Below are 14,118 nucleotides of genomic sequence, written 5' to 3' on the forward strand. Positions count from 1 at the left end.
CGGGCAGGCGGGTCCTGCCCGGCCGCGAGCGGCAGCCGTGCGAGGCGTACGAGGGCATGCGGGCACCATGGCCCGCATGCCCCCGTGTGGGACGAGGCAAGGAGCGGACGGGCGTCAGAACCCGTCGGGGCACCAGGGGCGCCGGCCGGTGCGGAACAGCAGATCCGCCCGGACCGGCGCCTCCGCGCGTCCGGCCTCCAGCTCCCCGGCGGCGAGGAGGCGCTGGGCGGACTCGTCGCCCAGGTACAGCGACGCGAGGGCACCGGTGCCGAGCACCAGGTCGGCGTTCCGCGTGGTCGGGGTGACGGAGGCGCCCTTCTCCGAGGCCGCCAGCAGGAAGCGGCCCCCGGCCAGGCCGAGCGGGTCGCGGACGTCGAGCACGATCTCGTCCTCGACGCCGTACGTGCGGGCCTCCAGCATGCGCGGCAGGTCCAGCGGGCGCAGCCACAGGAAGTCGTAGTCGCCCATGACGGACGCGGCGCGCCGGTCCGGGAGCACGAGGGGGAGCAGCGAGTCGACCGGGGCGCTCCCCGATTCGACGACGGTCACCCTGTCGTGGGAGAGCAGGAACACCCACAGCGCCCGCTCGGCCGCGGGGGTGGCCGCGATCAGCGTCTCGACGGTCGCGACGCCGGCGTCCAGGTTGCGCTCCATCGTGTGCTTCACCCGATAGGTCAGCAAACCCTGGACGACGCCGTCCGCGTCGCGGTGGACGGCCCAGAACGGCCGCTCCCACGGCCGGGGACCGGCTGTGACCACTCCGGTGCGCAGATCCCAGAACAGCTGATTGCGTGTGATCGCTCCGGGCTGCGAAAGCCGGAACCTTTCGTACAGTTCAGGACCGATCGCGCGCACTTCCGCCGCGTCGGCGAAGGCGACCGCCCCCTCCTCCGGCTGCCCGCTGCGCCGCGGGTCGAGTCCGCCCCGCGTCAGTTCGACCCGCCACTCCAGGGAGGACGTCGCCGGCCCGTACCCGAACCGGCCATAGATGAGGTACTCGGCGGGGAGCAGTGTGGACACCACGTCGCCGCGGTCCTTGGCCGTCCGCAGGTCCTCGGTGATGAGCCCCCGGAGCAGGCCCCTGCGGCGGTGGGTGGGGTTGACCGTGACGGCCGTCACCGCGTCGGAGGCGACCACGCCGCCCCCGGGCACGGTCACCTCCTGGTCGAAGCTCATGTAGGTCGCCACGCAGCGGTCGCCCTCGAAGACGCCGGTCGCCCGGGAGATGTCCTGCCGCGCGCGCCGCTCCGCCACCTCCTCGGCGGAGACCGCGCCTGAGTCGAGGAAGCCGGTGCGCACCGCCTGGATCCAGGTGGCGAAGTCGTCGGGGTCGTGGGCTACGAGGCGGCTCTGAGCAGACATGTCCGAGACGCTACGTCCCCCTCCGCCGCGCGTGCCAGGGGGTTTCCGGGCGCCGCCCCGCACGTCAGACGGCCGACCGCACCTCGCCCACCACGCCGTCGCCGCCCTCCAGGTCCGAGCGCAGCGAGGCGCGCAGCTCCGCACTCTCCGGCAGCGGCACGTCGAGCGACCGCAGCAGCGACGCCAGCACCGGGCCCCGCGCGCGGGCCGCCCCGTCCTCGACCTTGAACGCCAGCGCCCGCCCGTCCGCCAGCGCCACCGCCTGCACGCCCTCGGCCCCCGCCTTGGACAGCAGCCCGGGCACCGCCCGCATCAGCAGCGAGTCCGCCCGCAGCGTGCCGCCCACGTACTCCGGGTGCGCCCGCATCGCGTCCGCCACGCGCCGCTCGGGGCTGCCCGGCTCCGCCAGCACGAACGCCCGGAAGGCGCGCGCCAGACCCGTCAGCGAGAACGCGAACAGCGGCGCCCCGCAGCCGTCCACGCCGGTGGCCGCCACCGGCTCGCCCGTCGCGGCCTCGGCGGTCTCGCGGATCAGCGCCTGGAGCGGGTGGTCCGGGTCGGTGTACGTCGCGACCGGCCAGCCGTTGCGTACGCAGGCGGCGAGCATCGCGGCGTGCTTGCCCGAGCAGTTCATGGCGATGCGGCGCCCCTCGACGGGCGGGCAGTGCAGCGCGTCCTCCGGCAGCCCCGCGTCCCGCAGCATGCGCAGCGCCAGCTCCCGGTGGAAGTCCTCCCCGGCGTGGCTGGCGGCGGCGAGCGCGAGCCGTTCCCCTTCGAGGGCGAGCCCTGAGCGGAGCACACCGGCGGCCTGCATCGGCTTGTTGCTCGACCGGGGGAAGACCGGCGCGTCCGGTTCGCCGAGCGCCCGCGCCACCGAGCCGTCGGGCGCGAGCACCACGAGGGAGCCGCGGTGCCGCCCCTCCACGAATCCGGAGCGCACCACCTCGGCGAGCACGGGCGGGACGGCGGTGGGTGCGGACATGCGCGGACCTTCCGGGGTGGTGCACGGCGTGCGGGCTGACGATCAGGTCAGCAGGTCTTCGACCTGCGCCTCGCCCTCACGGTACCTGCGCGCCATCTCGGCACTGCACCCGTCCGCCATCCGGTGCAGCCGCTGCCGCCGCCGCGAGACCTGCGCCTCGTGCCGCGCCAGCCGCGCCAGCGCGTCCCGCAGCTCCGCGTCGTCGAGCCCCGCCAGGTCGGACAGGCCCACCTGCCCCAGCATCTCCTCGGCCAGCCGCCGGTACCGGTCGTCCAGCGGCATGCCCAGCGTCACATGGCGGGCCGACGAGCGCTGCCGCGAGGGGCCGTCGGCGAGGATGGCGGGCAGCTGGTCGAGGACGCCGGAGTCGTGGGCCACGCGCCGCCGCCGCTCCGCCTCCAGGATGTCGATCCGGCCCTGGAGCAGCCGCCGTACGAAGCTGAGGTCCGCCTCCTCGCGCTGCGCCGAGCGCCGCAGGTCGCGCAGCTCGGACAGGCGCAGCGTCCGCAGTTCGGGCTGGTCGATTCGCCGACACAGATCCTGACCCGGTGTGATCATGCGCTTTTGTCCCCTCGTCCCCATTCGGTGCGGTGGCGCGCGGTACGTACCCCGTGACACGCATCGTGTCACTGTGTACCCATCGTGCGCAGCGACTTGGCACCCATCCGGCTGTCTCCGGACGCCCCGGTCGGCGTACGGCATGATGGGGCACATGCGAGCGGTGGTGCAGCGGGTGGACGGCGCGGCCGTCGAGGTCGCCGGTGAGACGGTCGGTGAAATCGTGGGCCAGGGCCTGTGTGTGCTGGTCGGCGCCACGCACGGCGACACGGCGGAGACCGCCGCGCGCCTCGCCCGCAAGCTCTGGACCCTGCGCGTCCTCGACGGCGAGAAGTCCTGCTCGGACGTGGGCGCCCCGCTGCTGGTCGTCTCGCAGTTCACCCTCTACGGTGACGCCCGCAAGGGGCGCCGCCCCACCTGGCAGGCCGCCGCGCCCGGCGAGGCCGCCGAACCGCTGGTGGACGCGGTGTGCGCCGAACTGCGCGCGCTCGGCGCCCGGGTGGCCACCGGCCGCTTCGGCGCCTCGATGCGCGTCAGGTTGACGAACGACGGCCCGTTCACGGTCCTGCTGGAGGTCTGACGCCGCGCGGCACGCCCGCGTCAGGGCTCGACCACCGTCTCCTGCGCCGCCGGGACCGTGCCCGCCAGCAGCGCCGCGTCCGCCGGGACGTTCCGCTTCACCAGCGCCAGCGCGACGGGCCCCAGCTCGTGGTGGCGCACCGCCGTCGTGACGAAGCCGAGCGCCCGACCCTCGGGACCGTCCGCCGCCAGCCGCACCGGGTCGCCGTGCTCGGGGATCGCGACCTCGCTGCCGTCCAGGTGCAGGAACACCAGGCGGCGCGGCGGGCGCCCCAGGTTCTGCACGCGCGCCACGGTCTCCTGGCCCCGGTAGCAGCCCTTCTGGAGGTGCACCGCGCTGTCCAGCCAGCCCAGCTCGTGCGGGATGGTGCGGTGGTCCGTCTCGCGGCCGAGGCGCGGGCGGTGCGCCTCCACGCGCAGCGCCTCGTACGCCAGCGCGCCGGCGGCCGGGCCGTGCTCCCCGGCGAACGCCGCCAGCTCGCCGCGCGGCAGGAACAGGTCGCGCCCGTACGGCGTCTCGCGCACCACCGTGCCCGCGGGCGCCGTGGCGATCGACCCGGCGGGCAGGTACACGACCGCGAACTCCGCGGTGCGGTCGGCGACCTCCACGCGGTAGAAGAACCTCATGCTCTCCAGGTAGCCCGTCAGCGCCTCGGCGGCGCCCGGCTCGGTGTGCAGCCATGTCGTCGCGCCGTCGTCCACGAGGTACAGCGCGTGCTCGATGTGGCCCTTGGCGGAGAGGATCAGGGCCTCGGTGGCGTGGCCGGGGGCCAGCTCCGCGACGTGCTGGGTCAGCAGCAGGTGCAGCCAGCTCAGCCGGTCGGCGCCGGAGACGGTCACGACCGCGCGGTGCGACAGGTCCACGAACCCCTCGCCCCGCGCCAGCGCGCGCTGTTCGCGGAAGAGGTCCCCGTAGTGGGCGGCGACTCCGGCGTCCTGGCCTTCTGCGGCGACCGCGCCCGGCAGGGCGAGCAGCGGACTCTCGTACGACGGCATACGGACAAGCGTACGTCGTCGGCCGGTCAGTCGGCCGTGCCCCCGGCGCAGTCCGCGCAGCGGCCGAAGATCGCGAAGTGCCGCATGTCGGTGTCGAATCCGAAGCTCTCGCGCAGCCGTTCGGCGAAGGGCTCGGCGACGTCCAGGTCGGCTTCGAGCACCTTGTCGCAGTCGCGGCACATCAGGTGCAGGTGCTGGTGCCGCTCGGCGAGGTGGTACGTGGGGGCGCCGTGGCCGAGGTGGGCGTGGGAGACGAGGCCCAGCTCCTCCAGCAGCTCCAGCGTGCGGTAGACCGTCGAGATGTTGACGCCGCCCGCGGTGCGGCGCACCTCGGTGAGGATGTCCTCGGGCGTGGAGTGTTCCAGCTTGTCGACAGCTTCGAGCACCAGCTGCCGCTGCGGGGTCAGCCGGTATCCGCGCTTGCGCAGATCGGTCTGCCAGTCGGTGCTCACCACGGGACCCAGTGTAGGAGGAAGCGCGGCCGGGCCGGAAAGTCCGGCGCGGGAGCCGTCCGGGAGGGGGGCACGGGCCCCGTCCGAGGGGAGGGGGCGGGACCCGTGCGAGGAGGCGACACCCATCCTGCGCCGTCGCATGTCAAGCCGCCGTAAGGACGCGCTCGAACTCCCCCGGGCGTTGTCCCGGACGGCCGTCCGGGAGGATGCTGCGGGGGCGGGTGCGCCGGGAGAGCGCGGCGGGGCGCCCGTGGGGCACGGGGGCCGCCGGGAACGCAGAGAACACCGAGAACGCAGAGAACACAGAGAACGCAGAGAACACCGAGAAGGGGAGCAGGCGGATGGATCTGGGTCTGTCAGGACGGGTGTACCTCGTCACCGGCGGGAGCAAGGGGCTCGGCTTCGCGACGGCCGCCGCGCTGGTCGCGGACGGCGCCCGCGTCGTGACGTCCTCGCGCGATCCGGAGAACGTGCGCGCCGCCGTCGCGCGGCTCGGCGGCGAGGGCAAGGCGGCCGGGGCCGCCGCGGACCTCGCCGACCCGGAGGCGCCCGAGCGGCTGGCGGCCCTCGCGCTGGAGACCTTCGGCAGGCTGGACGGCGCGCTGATCTCGGTCGGCGGACCCCCGCCGGGGACGGCCGCCGCCGCCACGGACGCGCAGTGGCGCGCCGCGTTCGAATCCGTCTTCCTCGGCACCGTCCGCGCCGCGCGCACCGTCGCCGGGCGGCTCACGGACGGGGGCGCGATCGGCATGGTGCTGTCCAGCTCGGCGCGCTCGCCCGTCACCGGCCTCGGCATCTCCAACGGGCTGCGGCCCGGCCTGGCCATGGTCGCCAAGGACATGGCCGACGAGTTCGGGCCGCGCGGCGTACGGGTCTTCGGGCTGCTGCCCGGCCGCATCGCGACCGACCGGCTCGTCGAACTCGACGCGGCGGCCGGTCCCGAGGCCAGGGAGAACGCCCTGCGCACCATCCCGCTCGGCCGCTACGGGCAGCCGGAGGAGTTCGGCCGGACGGCCGCGTTCCTGCTCTCCCCGGCGGCGAGCTACGTCACCGGTACGGTCCTGCCCGTGGACGGAGGCGCGTCCCGCACGCCGTGAGGCGCGCGGGAGCGGGCGGCGGCGCGCGTCAGCGGAAGAACGCGATGCCGTCGTCCGGCAGGTCCTTGAGGTCCGCGACCCACTCGCGGGGATCGACGGACTTCTTCAGCTGCGCCGACATGGCGGGCCGCAGCGGCGTGTCCGGGGTGGCGCGCTCGGCGACCCACAGCAGGTCGCCGTTCACATAGCCGTAGAGCCGCTTGCCGCCGGTGTAGGGCGGCGCGTCCGGGATGCGGGCGATGGCGTCGGTGACGAGGTCGATCTGCGGCTTGCCCTCGGCCAGCTCGCCGTACCAGATCTCGACGACGCCCTGGTCGCGGACCATGACCACCTCGACCTGGCGGTCCTTGATCCGCCAGTACCCGTGCTCCGTCTCCAGGGGCTCGGTGCGGTTGCCCTCCGCGTCGAGCTGCCACGTCCTGGAGGAGTACTCCAGGAAGTCGCGCCCGTCGTGGGTGAAGGTCGCCTGCTGCCCGAAGTTGCAGGACTCCTCGCCGGGGCCGGTGCGCTCGGCGTTCAGGGCCGCCACGCCCGCGCCCTGCCAGGTGCCGAGGAGGAAGGCCAGCGGGACGAGGCCCGGGTGCAGGTCGGAGGGGATCTCGATCATGCGGTCAGCGCTGTCCCTGGTAGAGCTTGGCCACGACGAGCGCGGTGAACGCGGCGGTGCCGACGACCACCAGCGCCATGAGGGTGATGAAAAATGCCTCCACGGCTGCTCCTTGCGACGGTGGCGACTCGGCCAGGAAATTCACGGTCCACCGGAGAGTCTAGTCCGCGGCTTTCGGGGAAGCTCACTGAGGGTGGGCCGCTCGGCTGTCATGACATGACAGGCGGCCTTGACCGTTTTGTGATCACTGCGGCTGAACGCGTTTGGCTCGACGCGCGTCTAAGCGCGTGGAAAGGATGTGATCATGAATTGTCCGAACTGTGGCGGAATGATGCACCAGGGCCCCGCGGGGGACTGGGTCTGCGCCATCTGTGGAACGACGCGCTAGCCGTACAGCGCGGGTTACCGTGCCGTCATGGCCGAGAAACTGGTGCTCAAGGTGACGGCGGGGGCTGACGCTCCCGAACGGTGTTCGCAGGGATTCACCGTGGCGGCGGTCGCCGCGGCCGCCGGAGTGGACGTGTCGCTCTGGCTGACCGGGGAGTCCGCGTGGTTCGCGCTGCCCGGCAGGGCCGCGGAGTTCGCGCTGCCGCACGCGGCACCGCTGCCGGACCTGATCGCCGGAATCCAGGCGGCCGGACGGGTCACGCTGTGCACCCAGTGCGCCGCGCGGAGGGGGATCAAGGAGGAGGACGTGTTGGACGGAGTGCGCATCGCCGGGGCCCAGGTCTTCGTCAGCGAGATCATGCCCGACGGCGTGCGGGCCCTCGTCTACTGAGCAACTGCCCTTGGACGTCGACCACCGAGACAGGACGGCAGGACCGCCCGGACGGCCGGGAACCGCCCGGGGAACGGTCCGCCGTACCAGGCCACGGCGCGGTGCGTCCGCGCCGGTCCCGGACGTCTCGCCGCCACCACCCGTGGCGCGGGCGGGCGACCGGGCGACCCGAACGCACGGCCGGCGCGAGCCGGCACAGAGGGCGCGCCGCGGAGGCGCGCCGAGCGGGGGAGACGGCGGAGGCCCGTCCCCGGCGGCTGCCGGGGACGGGCCTCCCCACGTCAGACGGCGATGGCGACCTCGGTCAGACCACCCTCCTGGGCGACGACCGTGCGGTCCACCGTCGAGCCCGGCACCAGCGCGCGGAGCGTCCACGTGCCCTCGGCCGCGTAGAACCTGAACTGGCCGGTCGCCGAGGTCGGGACCTCGGCGGTGAACTCGCCGGTGCTGTCCAGCAGCCGGACGTAGCCGTTCACCGGCTGGCCGTCGCGGGTGACCGATCCCTGGATGGTGGTCTCACCCGGCTTGATGGAGGCGGCGTCGGGGCCGCCCGGCTTCGCTCCGCACATGGCGCAGTGGTCCCTCTCGTCTGGCGGGGTTGTTCGGTGGTGGGGCGTGAGCGCGGGGGCTACTTGGCCGGGCCGGTCTCGACCGGCACGCCCACCAGGGAGCCGTACTCGGTCCACGAGCCGTCGTAGTTCTTCACGTTCGGCGCGCCGAGCAGCTCGTGCAGCACGAACCAGGTGTGCGAGGAGCGCTCGCCGATGCGGCAGTAGGCGATGGTGTCCTTGCCGAGGTCCACGCCCGCCTCCTCGTACAGCTCCTTCAGCTCCGCGTCGGAGCGGAAGGTGCCGTCGTCGTTGGCCGCCTTGGACCACGGGATGTTCCTGGCCGACGGGATGTGGCCCGCGACCTGGGACTGCTCCTGCGGCAGGTGGGCCGGCGCCAGCAGCTTGCCGCTGAACTCGTCGGGGGAGCGGACGTCCACCAGGTTCTGCACGCCGATGGCGGGCACGATCTCGTCGCGGAACGCGCGGATCGAGGTGTCCTGCGGCTGCGCGGTGTACGCGGTCGCGGCCCGCGAGGGGACCTCCTCGACCAGCTCGCGCGCGTCCAGCTCCCACTTCTTGCGGCCGCCGTCGAGCAGGCGGACGTCGCCGTGGCCGTACAGCTTGAAGTACCAGTAGGCGTACGCGGCGAACCAGTTGTTGTTGCCGCCGTACAGGACGACGGTGTCGTCGTTCGCGATGCCCTTGGCGGACAGCAGCTTCTCGAAACCGGCCTGGTCGACGAAGTCGCGGCGGACGGCGTCCTGCAGCTCGTTCTTCCAGTCGATGCGGACGGCGTTCCTGATGTGGTTCTTGTCGTAGGCCGAGGTGTCCTCGTCGACCTCGACGAGCACGACCTTCGGGTCGTCGATGTGCTCCTGCACCCAGTCGGCGTCGACGAGGACGTCACTGCGGCTCATACGGGTTCTCCTTCGGCGATCTGGCTCTTGCGGAGGGGCGTGGCCGGGCGCGCGCGGAGAGGCCTGCCGCCGGGAGGGCGGCGGCGCGTGGCGCGGCACGGGGGGTTCGGGGGCTGGCGGTCAGCCGTCGCGGCGACAGAGCATGGCGGCGACGCGGCACAGATCCACCGCCCGTCGCTTCGTCAGTCCCCCGGCCGGGGTGCCCGCAGCCTGTCGCGTCATGCGGCCGATCGTATCGGAGCGCGTACGGCTGATGTCACCGTCTTCCCGCATAGTGAGACGCCCGTGTCTGCCATGTGGGACCGCGGCCCGCGGGCCGTCAGTTCAGGACGACGTCGGCGCCCGAGACGTCCGCCCGCACGCCGTCCGCGCCCGGGGTGAGGGAGTCGAGCGACAGGCCCGCGGGCAGCCCCTCGATGCTGTGCGCGGCGTTCAGCTGCTCCTGCACGGTGGCGTTCACGTCCGCGCCGGGGATCTCGGGGAAGGTCGGGATGTCGGCCTCGTCCACGTCCAGCGTGATCGCGCCGTCGCTCACCACCAGCGAGGCCGGGATCTCGTCCAGCGTGAGCGACTGACCGGCCACGGCGACCTGGAGCGCCAGCAGCACCTGCTCGCCCTCGCCCTGCCGGAACTCGACGGCGAAGCCGTTGTCCGCCCCGCCGAGCAGCTCGCCGTACGCGCGGGTCAGCTCCTCGTACGAGATGAGGCCGTCGCCGGTCGCCGTCCCCGCGACGACCTCGCTGAAGCTGCTGTTGATCTCGACGTCCCGCAGCTCGATGTCGAGATCGGTGACCGTGAGCGCCTGGCCGTCGACGGTGGCGTCGTACGCGCTCAGGTTCGCGTCCACGTGGTCGAGGTGCCGCCCGGCGACCTGCGTGAGGAAGGGGAAGCCCTGGATCTTCACCTCGGGCTCCTCGGCCAGCCCGTACGTGCTCCGGAGGCGCGAGGCCACCTCGCCTTCGGCGATCCCTACGGTGACGCGGTCGGCGGCGATGGCCAGCGCGATCAGGATGCCGAGGATGATCGAGGTTATTCGCAGTGCGCGCATCGGGACGGGCCCCCCGGGTCAGTGGTGCAAATGCAGGTGAGCGTAATGCGTGGCGGAAGCGGGCGCCGCTGGAGGCGGCACTTGCAGCACGGCCGTTACACGCCCCCCGCGTCCCGCACGCCCCTCGCGCACCGCCGGTGTCCGCCGGTCACAGCAGCGCGCGCGCCAGCCCGTACGCCACGGGCGCCGCGGCGGTCAGCGGCAGGGCCACGCCCGCCGTGAAGTGGACGAAGCGGGACGGGAAGTCGTAACTCGCCACGCGCAGCCCGATCAGCGCCGCCACGCCGCCCCCGGCCGCGAACGCCAGCGCGTCGCGGTCGGCGAGGTCCGTCAGCCCGGCGGCCGTGAGACCCGCCCCCGCGCCGACCGCCGCGCCGAGCGCGAGCACGAAGGAGAGGAACGGCACCGGTACCGCCCGCAGCAGCGCCGCCGCGCCGACCCCGGCCGCCGTCGCCGCGACCGCGTCCCCCGACAGCCCGTCCCCCGTCAGCCCGGCCGCCGCCAGGTGGCCGCCCGCGACGATCGCCAGCACGCTGGACGCGGCGGTCGCGGTGAGCGAGTCGAGCCGCTCGTCCGCCGAGCCGCGGTGCCGCAGCTGGAGCACGAGCACCGCCATGAACCACGCGCCGAGCACCCCGACCAGCGCCTCGGGCAGCCGGTCGTCCGGCGCCAGCAGCAGCGCGGCGTCCGCCGCGAGGCCGCCCGCGAAGGCCAGCGCGATGCCCTGCCTGGCCGGCCACATCCCGTTCAGCCGGAACCACCCGGCCGCCGTCACCAGCTGGAGCAGCACGACCGCGGGGACCGCCGCCCCCTGCCCCAGCGGCGCGGTCGCCGCGAGCAGCCCGGCCAGGACCGCCGTCAGCACCGCGGGCCGGAAACCGGGCGGGATGATCGGCGACCGCGCCCGGTGCCTGCGGGACGGCGCGGCGGGCGCGACGCCCGTCTGCGCGGTCACGAGGCACCCCCGGCGAACGGCGGCAGCACCTCGACGGTGCCGCCGTCGGCCAGCCGCACCTGCTCGTGCGTCCGCGCGCCGACCTGCACGCCGTCCACGAGGAACGAGCAGCGCAGCAGCACGCGCTCGAAGTCGGGCCGGTCCGCGTGCCGGTCCCTGGCCGCGGCCAGCGCGCCCGCGAGCGTCAGGGCCTCGTACCTCTCCTCCGCCGTACCCGCCGCGGTCTTCGCCGCAGCCCAGTACCGGATCGTGCCGCTGGCCATCTGGCCTCCGCCTCTCGTGTGGCTCGTGTCGCTCTCGTACCGCCGCCGTGCCGCGCGGGGCGGCGCCGTAACGCGCACGTGACCGGGCGGTCACGCGGCGCGTGCGGCGGCGGCCCGCCCGCGCCGCACCATGATGCCGTCCGCGCGCCGCGGATACGTCCCGCGTGCACGGCGGGTTGGGGGGAGCGCCCTTGCCGGTGTGATACACGCCCCTGCGCGCCGGGAAATGTTTCGGCTATGCTGCTCGGCAGGAAGGACCCGGGCGCAGACGCCATCCAGGGTCCTTTCGCGCTTTTCCGGGCAGAGCCGCTCGATCGTCCCCGCAAGGACTGAGGAAGGAAACGCCCCCGCATGAGTTCGCTGCTTCTCCTGACCAATGCCCTTCAGCCGTCCTCGCAAGTGCTCCCCGCCCTCGAACTGCTCCTGCACAACGTCCGCGTCGCGCCCGCCGAGGGCCCCGCCCTGGTGGACGCCCCCAGCTCGGACGTCATCCTGATCGACGGCCGCAAGGACCTGCCGCAGGTCCGCTCCCTCTGCCAGCTGCTCCGCTCCACCGGCCCGGGGTGCCCGCTCGTCCTGATCGTCACCGAGGGCGGCCTCGCCGCCGTCACCGCCGACTGGGGCGTGGACGACGTCGTGCTCGACACCGCCGGCCCCGCCGAGGTGGAGGCGCGGCTGCGCCTGGCCACCGGCCGCCAGCAGCTGTCCGCCGACGACAGCCCCATGGAGATCCGCAACGGCGACCTGTCCGTGGACGAGGCGACGTACAGCGCGAAGCTCAAGGGCCGGGTCCTCGACCTGACCTTCAAGGAGTTCGAGCTGCTCAAGTACCTGGCGCAGCACCCGGGCCGCGTCTTCACGCGCGCGCAGCTGCTCCAGGAGGTCTGGGGCTACGACTACTTCGGCGGCACGCGCACGGTGGACGTCCACGTGCGGCGGCTGCGCGCCAAGCTCGGCCCCGAGCACGAGGCGCTGATCGGCACCGTGCGTAACGTCGGGTACCGCTTCGTCGTTCCGGAGAAGGAGAAGCAGCAGGAGGACGAGCACGCGCGCGCGGTCACGCGTGAGGCGGAGCAGCTCGTCAAGGAGGCGGCGGCCCGGCGCAGTTGAGCCGGGTGTCCGGTGGCCGGACCCCGTATCGGGGTGGGCCGCTCCGCGCGTAGACTGCCGACCGTGGCCAAAGTGACGCGGGACGACGTGGCGCGACTGGCGGGGACTTCGACCGCTGTCGTGAGCTATGTCATCAACAACGGTCCGCGGCCGGTGGCCGCAGCCACCCGGGAACGGGTGCTCGCCGCCATCAAGGAGCTGGGCTACCGCCCGGACCGTGTCGCGCAGGCCATGGCCTCGCAGCGCACGGACCTCATAGGGCTGATCGTGCCGGACGCCAGGCAGCCGTACTTCGCGGAGATGGCGCACGCGGTGGAGCAGGCGGCCGCCGAGCGCGGGAAGATGGTCCTCGTCGGCAACTCGGACTACCGCGACGAGCGCGAGGTCCACTACCTGCGGGCGTTCCTCGGGATGCGGGTGTCCGGGCTGGTGCTGATCAGCTCCGGGCTGAGCGAGCACGCCGCCGAGGAGATCGACGCCTGGGACGCGCGGGTCGTGCTGCTGCACCGGCGGCCGGACGCGATCGACGACGTCGCGGTGGTGCTGGACGACATCGGGGGCGCGCAGCGGCTGGTCCGGCACCTGCTGGCCGACCACGGCTACCCGTACGTCGCGTGCCTCGGCGGCATGGACTCCACGCCCGAGTCGGGCGACCCGGTGACCGACCACATCACCGGCTGGCGGCAGGCGATGGCCGAGGCGGGGCTCGACACGGAGGGCAGGCTCTTCCTGTCGCCGTACGACAGGTACGGGGCGTACCGGGTCGCGCTCGACCTGCTGGCGGGGCCCGACCGGCCCCCGGCGATCTTCTGCGCGACGGACGACCAGGCGATCGGTGTCCTGCGGGCGGCGCGCGAGCTGCGCATCGACGTGCCGGGGGAGCTGGCGGTGGCCGGGTTCGACGACGTGAAGGAGGCGGCGCTCACCGATCCGCCGCTGACGACGGTCGCGTCGGACCGCGAGGCGATGGCGCGGGCGGCGCTCGACCTCGCGATCGGCGACGCGGACGAGGCCCCGGGCGACCGGGTGCGGCAGTTCCCGGTGGCACTGACGCTCCGGCGCTCCTGCGGCTGCGAGTGACACCCGCGGTCGCCTCCCCAGGGCGGGAACACTCGTTCGAGTGAAAAGGTCCCGCTAGCCTTGGATGTCCGGTCTGCCGCATGCTGGAGTGGGTGTCGAAGTTGTCGGAGGAGACCGCCATGAGCGTAGCTACCGTCCAGCAGCAAGGCAGTGACTGCAGCTGGGACGATCTTGTCAGGGGTTGGGCAGAGCTCGACGCCCCCGAGGGTTTCAAGGCGGAGATCATCGAGGGGATCATCACCTTGTCGCCACCACCGTCGGCGCCGCATAACCACATCGCCTCGGAGCTGCATGGGCAGCTGTTCACGATGCTCGCTCGTGAGTGGGGGATCTACCAGACGCTCGGCGTGGCAGCTCCGCCACGCGACGGTCTGTTCGTCCCCGATCTCGTGGTGGCGCCCAAGGCCATCGTGAGAACGGCAGGGCTCCATGTCCCGGCCGATGTGGTCGAGCTGGTCGTGGAGGTCACCTCGCCCAGCAGCCTGCGGCACGACCGGGTGGCCAAGCCCGCCGGATACGCGGCGGCTGGTGTGCCGCTCTACCTGCTGGTGGACCCCTTCCGCGACGGCGGTCCGCTGGTGACGCTCTACGGGGAGCCGGTGGGCGACACATACGAAACGCTCGCCTCCGTGAAGTTCGGCGAGACGGTCTCCCTGCCCGAGCCGCTCGGGGTGGAACTGGAGACCGTGGACTTCGCCGTCCCGCCCGGGGGGCGCCCGGGGGCGTGATCCCCAGCGACTTCTGAGGCGGCACTCAGACTGCTCTCATCTTCGCGGCGCACAG

At 73.5% G+C, this 14,118-nt stretch carries 18 protein-coding genes; 6 read left to right on the top strand and 12 right to left on the bottom strand.

Going from position 1 to position 14,118, the window contains the following annotated elements; genetic code table 11:
* Positions 1 to 114: 114 nt before the first annotated feature.
* From ACIBPC_RS26765 to ACIBPC_RS26775, 3 genes are all read right to left on the bottom strand, one after another.
* Complete coding sequence (locus tag ACIBPC_RS26765) at positions 115 to 1,362, bottom strand: GNAT family N-acetyltransferase (protein ID WP_398848142.1); 1,248 nt, start codon at positions 1,360 to 1,362, stop codon at positions 115 to 117.
* A 64-nt stretch (positions 1,363 to 1,426) separates the two neighbouring features.
* Positions 1,427 to 2,344: an asparaginase gene (locus ACIBPC_RS26770; RefSeq protein ID WP_398848143.1), complete on the bottom strand. Its 918-nt coding sequence runs from the start codon at positions 2,342 to 2,344 to the stop codon at positions 1,427 to 1,429.
* 42 nt (positions 2,345 to 2,386) lie between these two features.
* Positions 2,387 to 2,902, bottom strand: coding sequence for an ABC transporter substrate-binding protein (locus tag ACIBPC_RS26775; protein WP_362967031.1), 516 nt, complete (start codon positions 2,900 to 2,902; stop codon positions 2,387 to 2,389).
* 154 nt (positions 2,903 to 3,056) lie between these two features.
* Between ACIBPC_RS26775 and dtd the strand changes: the two genes are divergently transcribed.
* Positions 3,057 to 3,482: a D-aminoacyl-tRNA deacylase gene (gene dtd, locus ACIBPC_RS26780; RefSeq protein ID WP_362967033.1), complete on the top strand. Its 426-nt coding sequence runs from the start codon at positions 3,057 to 3,059 to the stop codon at positions 3,480 to 3,482.
* A 20-nt stretch (positions 3,483 to 3,502) separates the two neighbouring features.
* Here dtd and ACIBPC_RS26785 read toward each other — a convergent pair whose 3' ends face one another.
* The gene (locus tag ACIBPC_RS26785; protein WP_398848146.1) at positions 3,503 to 4,477 is read right to left on the bottom strand and encodes a YgfZ/GcvT domain-containing protein; all 975 of its coding nucleotides are present in this window, start codon (positions 4,475 to 4,477) and stop codon (positions 3,503 to 3,505) included.
* A gap of 26 nt (positions 4,478 to 4,503) precedes the next feature.
* Positions 4,504 to 4,932 (bottom strand): transcriptional repressor, encoded by a 429-nt coding sequence (locus ACIBPC_RS26790; protein WP_362967036.1) that lies wholly within the window; start codon positions 4,930 to 4,932, stop codon positions 4,504 to 4,506.
* 338 nt (positions 4,933 to 5,270) lie between these two features.
* On the opposite strand from ACIBPC_RS26790, the gene ACIBPC_RS26795 reads away from it, so the two are divergent.
* A complete protein-coding gene (locus ACIBPC_RS26795) occupies positions 5,271 to 6,026 on the top strand; it encodes an SDR family oxidoreductase (protein WP_362967038.1) in 756 nt (251 codons plus the stop codon).
* Positions 6,027 to 6,054: 28 nt separating this feature from the next.
* Here ACIBPC_RS26795 and ACIBPC_RS26800 read toward each other — a convergent pair whose 3' ends face one another.
* Positions 6,055 to 6,633, bottom strand: coding sequence for an FABP family protein (locus ACIBPC_RS26800; protein ID WP_362967040.1), 579 nt, complete (start codon positions 6,631 to 6,633; stop codon positions 6,055 to 6,057).
* Between the two features lie 415 nt (positions 6,634 to 7,048).
* Here ACIBPC_RS26800 and ACIBPC_RS26805 point away from each other — a divergent pair, with 415 nt between their 5' ends.
* A complete protein-coding gene (locus tag ACIBPC_RS26805) occupies positions 7,049 to 7,411 on the top strand; it encodes a DsrE family protein (RefSeq protein ID WP_362967042.1) in 363 nt (120 codons plus the stop codon).
* Between the two features lie 281 nt (positions 7,412 to 7,692).
* On the opposite strand, the gene ACIBPC_RS26810 is transcribed toward ACIBPC_RS26805, so the two are convergent.
* The 6 genes from ACIBPC_RS26810 to ACIBPC_RS26835 all read right to left on the bottom strand — a co-directional run bounded on the left by ACIBPC_RS26810 (position 7,693) and on the right by ACIBPC_RS26835 (position 11,145).
* Positions 7,693 to 7,980, bottom strand: coding sequence for a DUF1416 domain-containing protein (locus tag ACIBPC_RS26810; protein WP_362961208.1), 288 nt, complete (start codon positions 7,978 to 7,980; stop codon positions 7,693 to 7,695).
* 59 nt (positions 7,981 to 8,039) lie between these two features.
* On the bottom strand, positions 8,040 to 8,879 hold the full coding sequence (locus ACIBPC_RS26815) for a sulfurtransferase (protein ID WP_398848148.1): 840 nt from the start codon (positions 8,877 to 8,879) through the stop codon (positions 8,040 to 8,042).
* Positions 8,880 to 8,999: 120 nt separating this feature from the next.
* Positions 9,000 to 9,101: a putative leader peptide gene (locus ACIBPC_RS26820; RefSeq protein WP_346655836.1), complete on the bottom strand. Its 102-nt coding sequence runs from the start codon at positions 9,099 to 9,101 to the stop codon at positions 9,000 to 9,002.
* Positions 9,102 to 9,198: 97 nt separating this feature from the next.
* Entirely contained in the window at positions 9,199 to 9,927 is a 729-nt protein-coding gene (locus ACIBPC_RS26825; RefSeq protein ID WP_398848151.1) for a DUF2993 domain-containing protein, read from the bottom strand.
* A gap of 148 nt (positions 9,928 to 10,075) precedes the next feature.
* On the bottom strand, positions 10,076 to 10,882 hold the full coding sequence (locus ACIBPC_RS26830) for a hypothetical protein (protein ID WP_398848153.1): 807 nt from the start codon (positions 10,880 to 10,882) through the stop codon (positions 10,076 to 10,078).
* The gene (locus tag ACIBPC_RS26835; RefSeq protein WP_398848155.1) at positions 10,879 to 11,145 is read right to left on the bottom strand and encodes a MoaD/ThiS family protein; all 267 of its coding nucleotides are present in this window, start codon (positions 11,143 to 11,145) and stop codon (positions 10,879 to 10,881) included. Before ACIBPC_RS26835 ends, ACIBPC_RS26830 begins: the two co-directional genes overlap by 4 nt.
* Positions 11,146 to 11,496: 351 nt before the next feature.
* Here ACIBPC_RS26835 and ACIBPC_RS26840 point away from each other — a divergent pair, with 351 nt between their 5' ends.
* The 3 genes from ACIBPC_RS26840 (at position 11,497) to ACIBPC_RS26850 (ending at position 14,063) form a co-directional block, all read left to right on the top strand.
* The gene (locus tag ACIBPC_RS26840; protein WP_362961222.1) at positions 11,497 to 12,255 is read left to right on the top strand and encodes a response regulator transcription factor; all 759 of its coding nucleotides are present in this window, start codon (positions 11,497 to 11,499) and stop codon (positions 12,253 to 12,255) included.
* A 63-nt stretch (positions 12,256 to 12,318) separates the two neighbouring features.
* Complete coding sequence (locus ACIBPC_RS26845) at positions 12,319 to 13,335, top strand: LacI family DNA-binding transcriptional regulator (protein WP_362961225.1); 1,017 nt, start codon at positions 12,319 to 12,321, stop codon at positions 13,333 to 13,335.
* Between the two features lie 80 nt (positions 13,336 to 13,415).
* The gene (locus ACIBPC_RS26850) at positions 13,416 to 14,063 is read left to right on the top strand and encodes a Uma2 family endonuclease (protein ID WP_362961228.1); all 648 of its coding nucleotides are present in this window, start codon (positions 13,416 to 13,418) and stop codon (positions 14,061 to 14,063) included.
* Positions 14,064 to 14,118: the final 55 nt, after the last annotated feature.

Origin of the sequence: Streptomyces sp. NPDC049879, from assembly GCF_044461265.1 — a bacterium.
Taxonomy (GTDB): domain Bacteria; phylum Actinomycetota; class Actinomycetes; order Streptomycetales; family Streptomycetaceae; genus Streptomyces.

Coding starts and splice junctions, on each gene's coding strand:
- ACIBPC_RS26765 (WP_398848142.1), bottom strand. CDS start 1,362: ATGTCTGCTCAGAGCCGCCTCGTAGCCCACGACCCCGACGACTTCGCC.
- ACIBPC_RS26770 (WP_398848143.1), bottom strand. CDS start 2,344: ATGTCCGCACCCACCGCCGTCCCGCCCGTGCTCGCCGAGGTGGTGCGC.
- ACIBPC_RS26775 (WP_362967031.1), bottom strand. CDS start 2,902: ATGATCACACCGGGTCAGGATCTGTGTCGGCGAATCGACCAGCCCGAA.
- dtd (WP_362967033.1), top strand. CDS start 3,057: ATGCGAGCGGTGGTGCAGCGGGTGGACGGCGCGGCCGTCGAGGTCGCC.
- ACIBPC_RS26785 (WP_398848146.1), bottom strand. CDS start 4,477: ATGCCGTCGTACGAGAGTCCGCTGCTCGCCCTGCCGGGCGCGGTCGCC.
- ACIBPC_RS26795 (WP_362967038.1), top strand. CDS start 5,271: ATGGATCTGGGTCTGTCAGGACGGGTGTACCTCGTCACCGGCGGGAGC.
- ACIBPC_RS26800 (WP_362967040.1), bottom strand. CDS start 6,633: ATGATCGAGATCCCCTCCGACCTGCACCCGGGCCTCGTCCCGCTGGCC.
- ACIBPC_RS26805 (WP_362967042.1), top strand. CDS start 7,049: ATGGCCGAGAAACTGGTGCTCAAGGTGACGGCGGGGGCTGACGCTCCC.
- ACIBPC_RS26810 (WP_362961208.1), bottom strand. CDS start 7,980: ATGTGCGGAGCGAAGCCGGGCGGCCCCGACGCCGCCTCCATCAAGCCG.
- ACIBPC_RS26815 (WP_398848148.1), bottom strand. CDS start 8,879: ATGAGCCGCAGTGACGTCCTCGTCGACGCCGACTGGGTGCAGGAGCAC.
- ACIBPC_RS26820 (WP_346655836.1), bottom strand. CDS start 9,101: ATGACGCGACAGGCTGCGGGCACCCCGGCCGGGGGACTGACGAAGCGA.
- ACIBPC_RS26825 (WP_398848151.1), bottom strand. CDS start 9,927: ATGCGCGCACTGCGAATAACCTCGATCATCCTCGGCATCCTGATCGCG.
- ACIBPC_RS26835 (WP_398848155.1), bottom strand. CDS start 11,145: ATGGCCAGCGGCACGATCCGGTACTGGGCTGCGGCGAAGACCGCGGCG.
- ACIBPC_RS26840 (WP_362961222.1), top strand. CDS start 11,497: ATGAGTTCGCTGCTTCTCCTGACCAATGCCCTTCAGCCGTCCTCGCAA.
- ACIBPC_RS26850 (WP_362961228.1), top strand. CDS start 13,416: ATGCTGGAGTGGGTGTCGAAGTTGTCGGAGGAGACCGCCATGAGCGTA.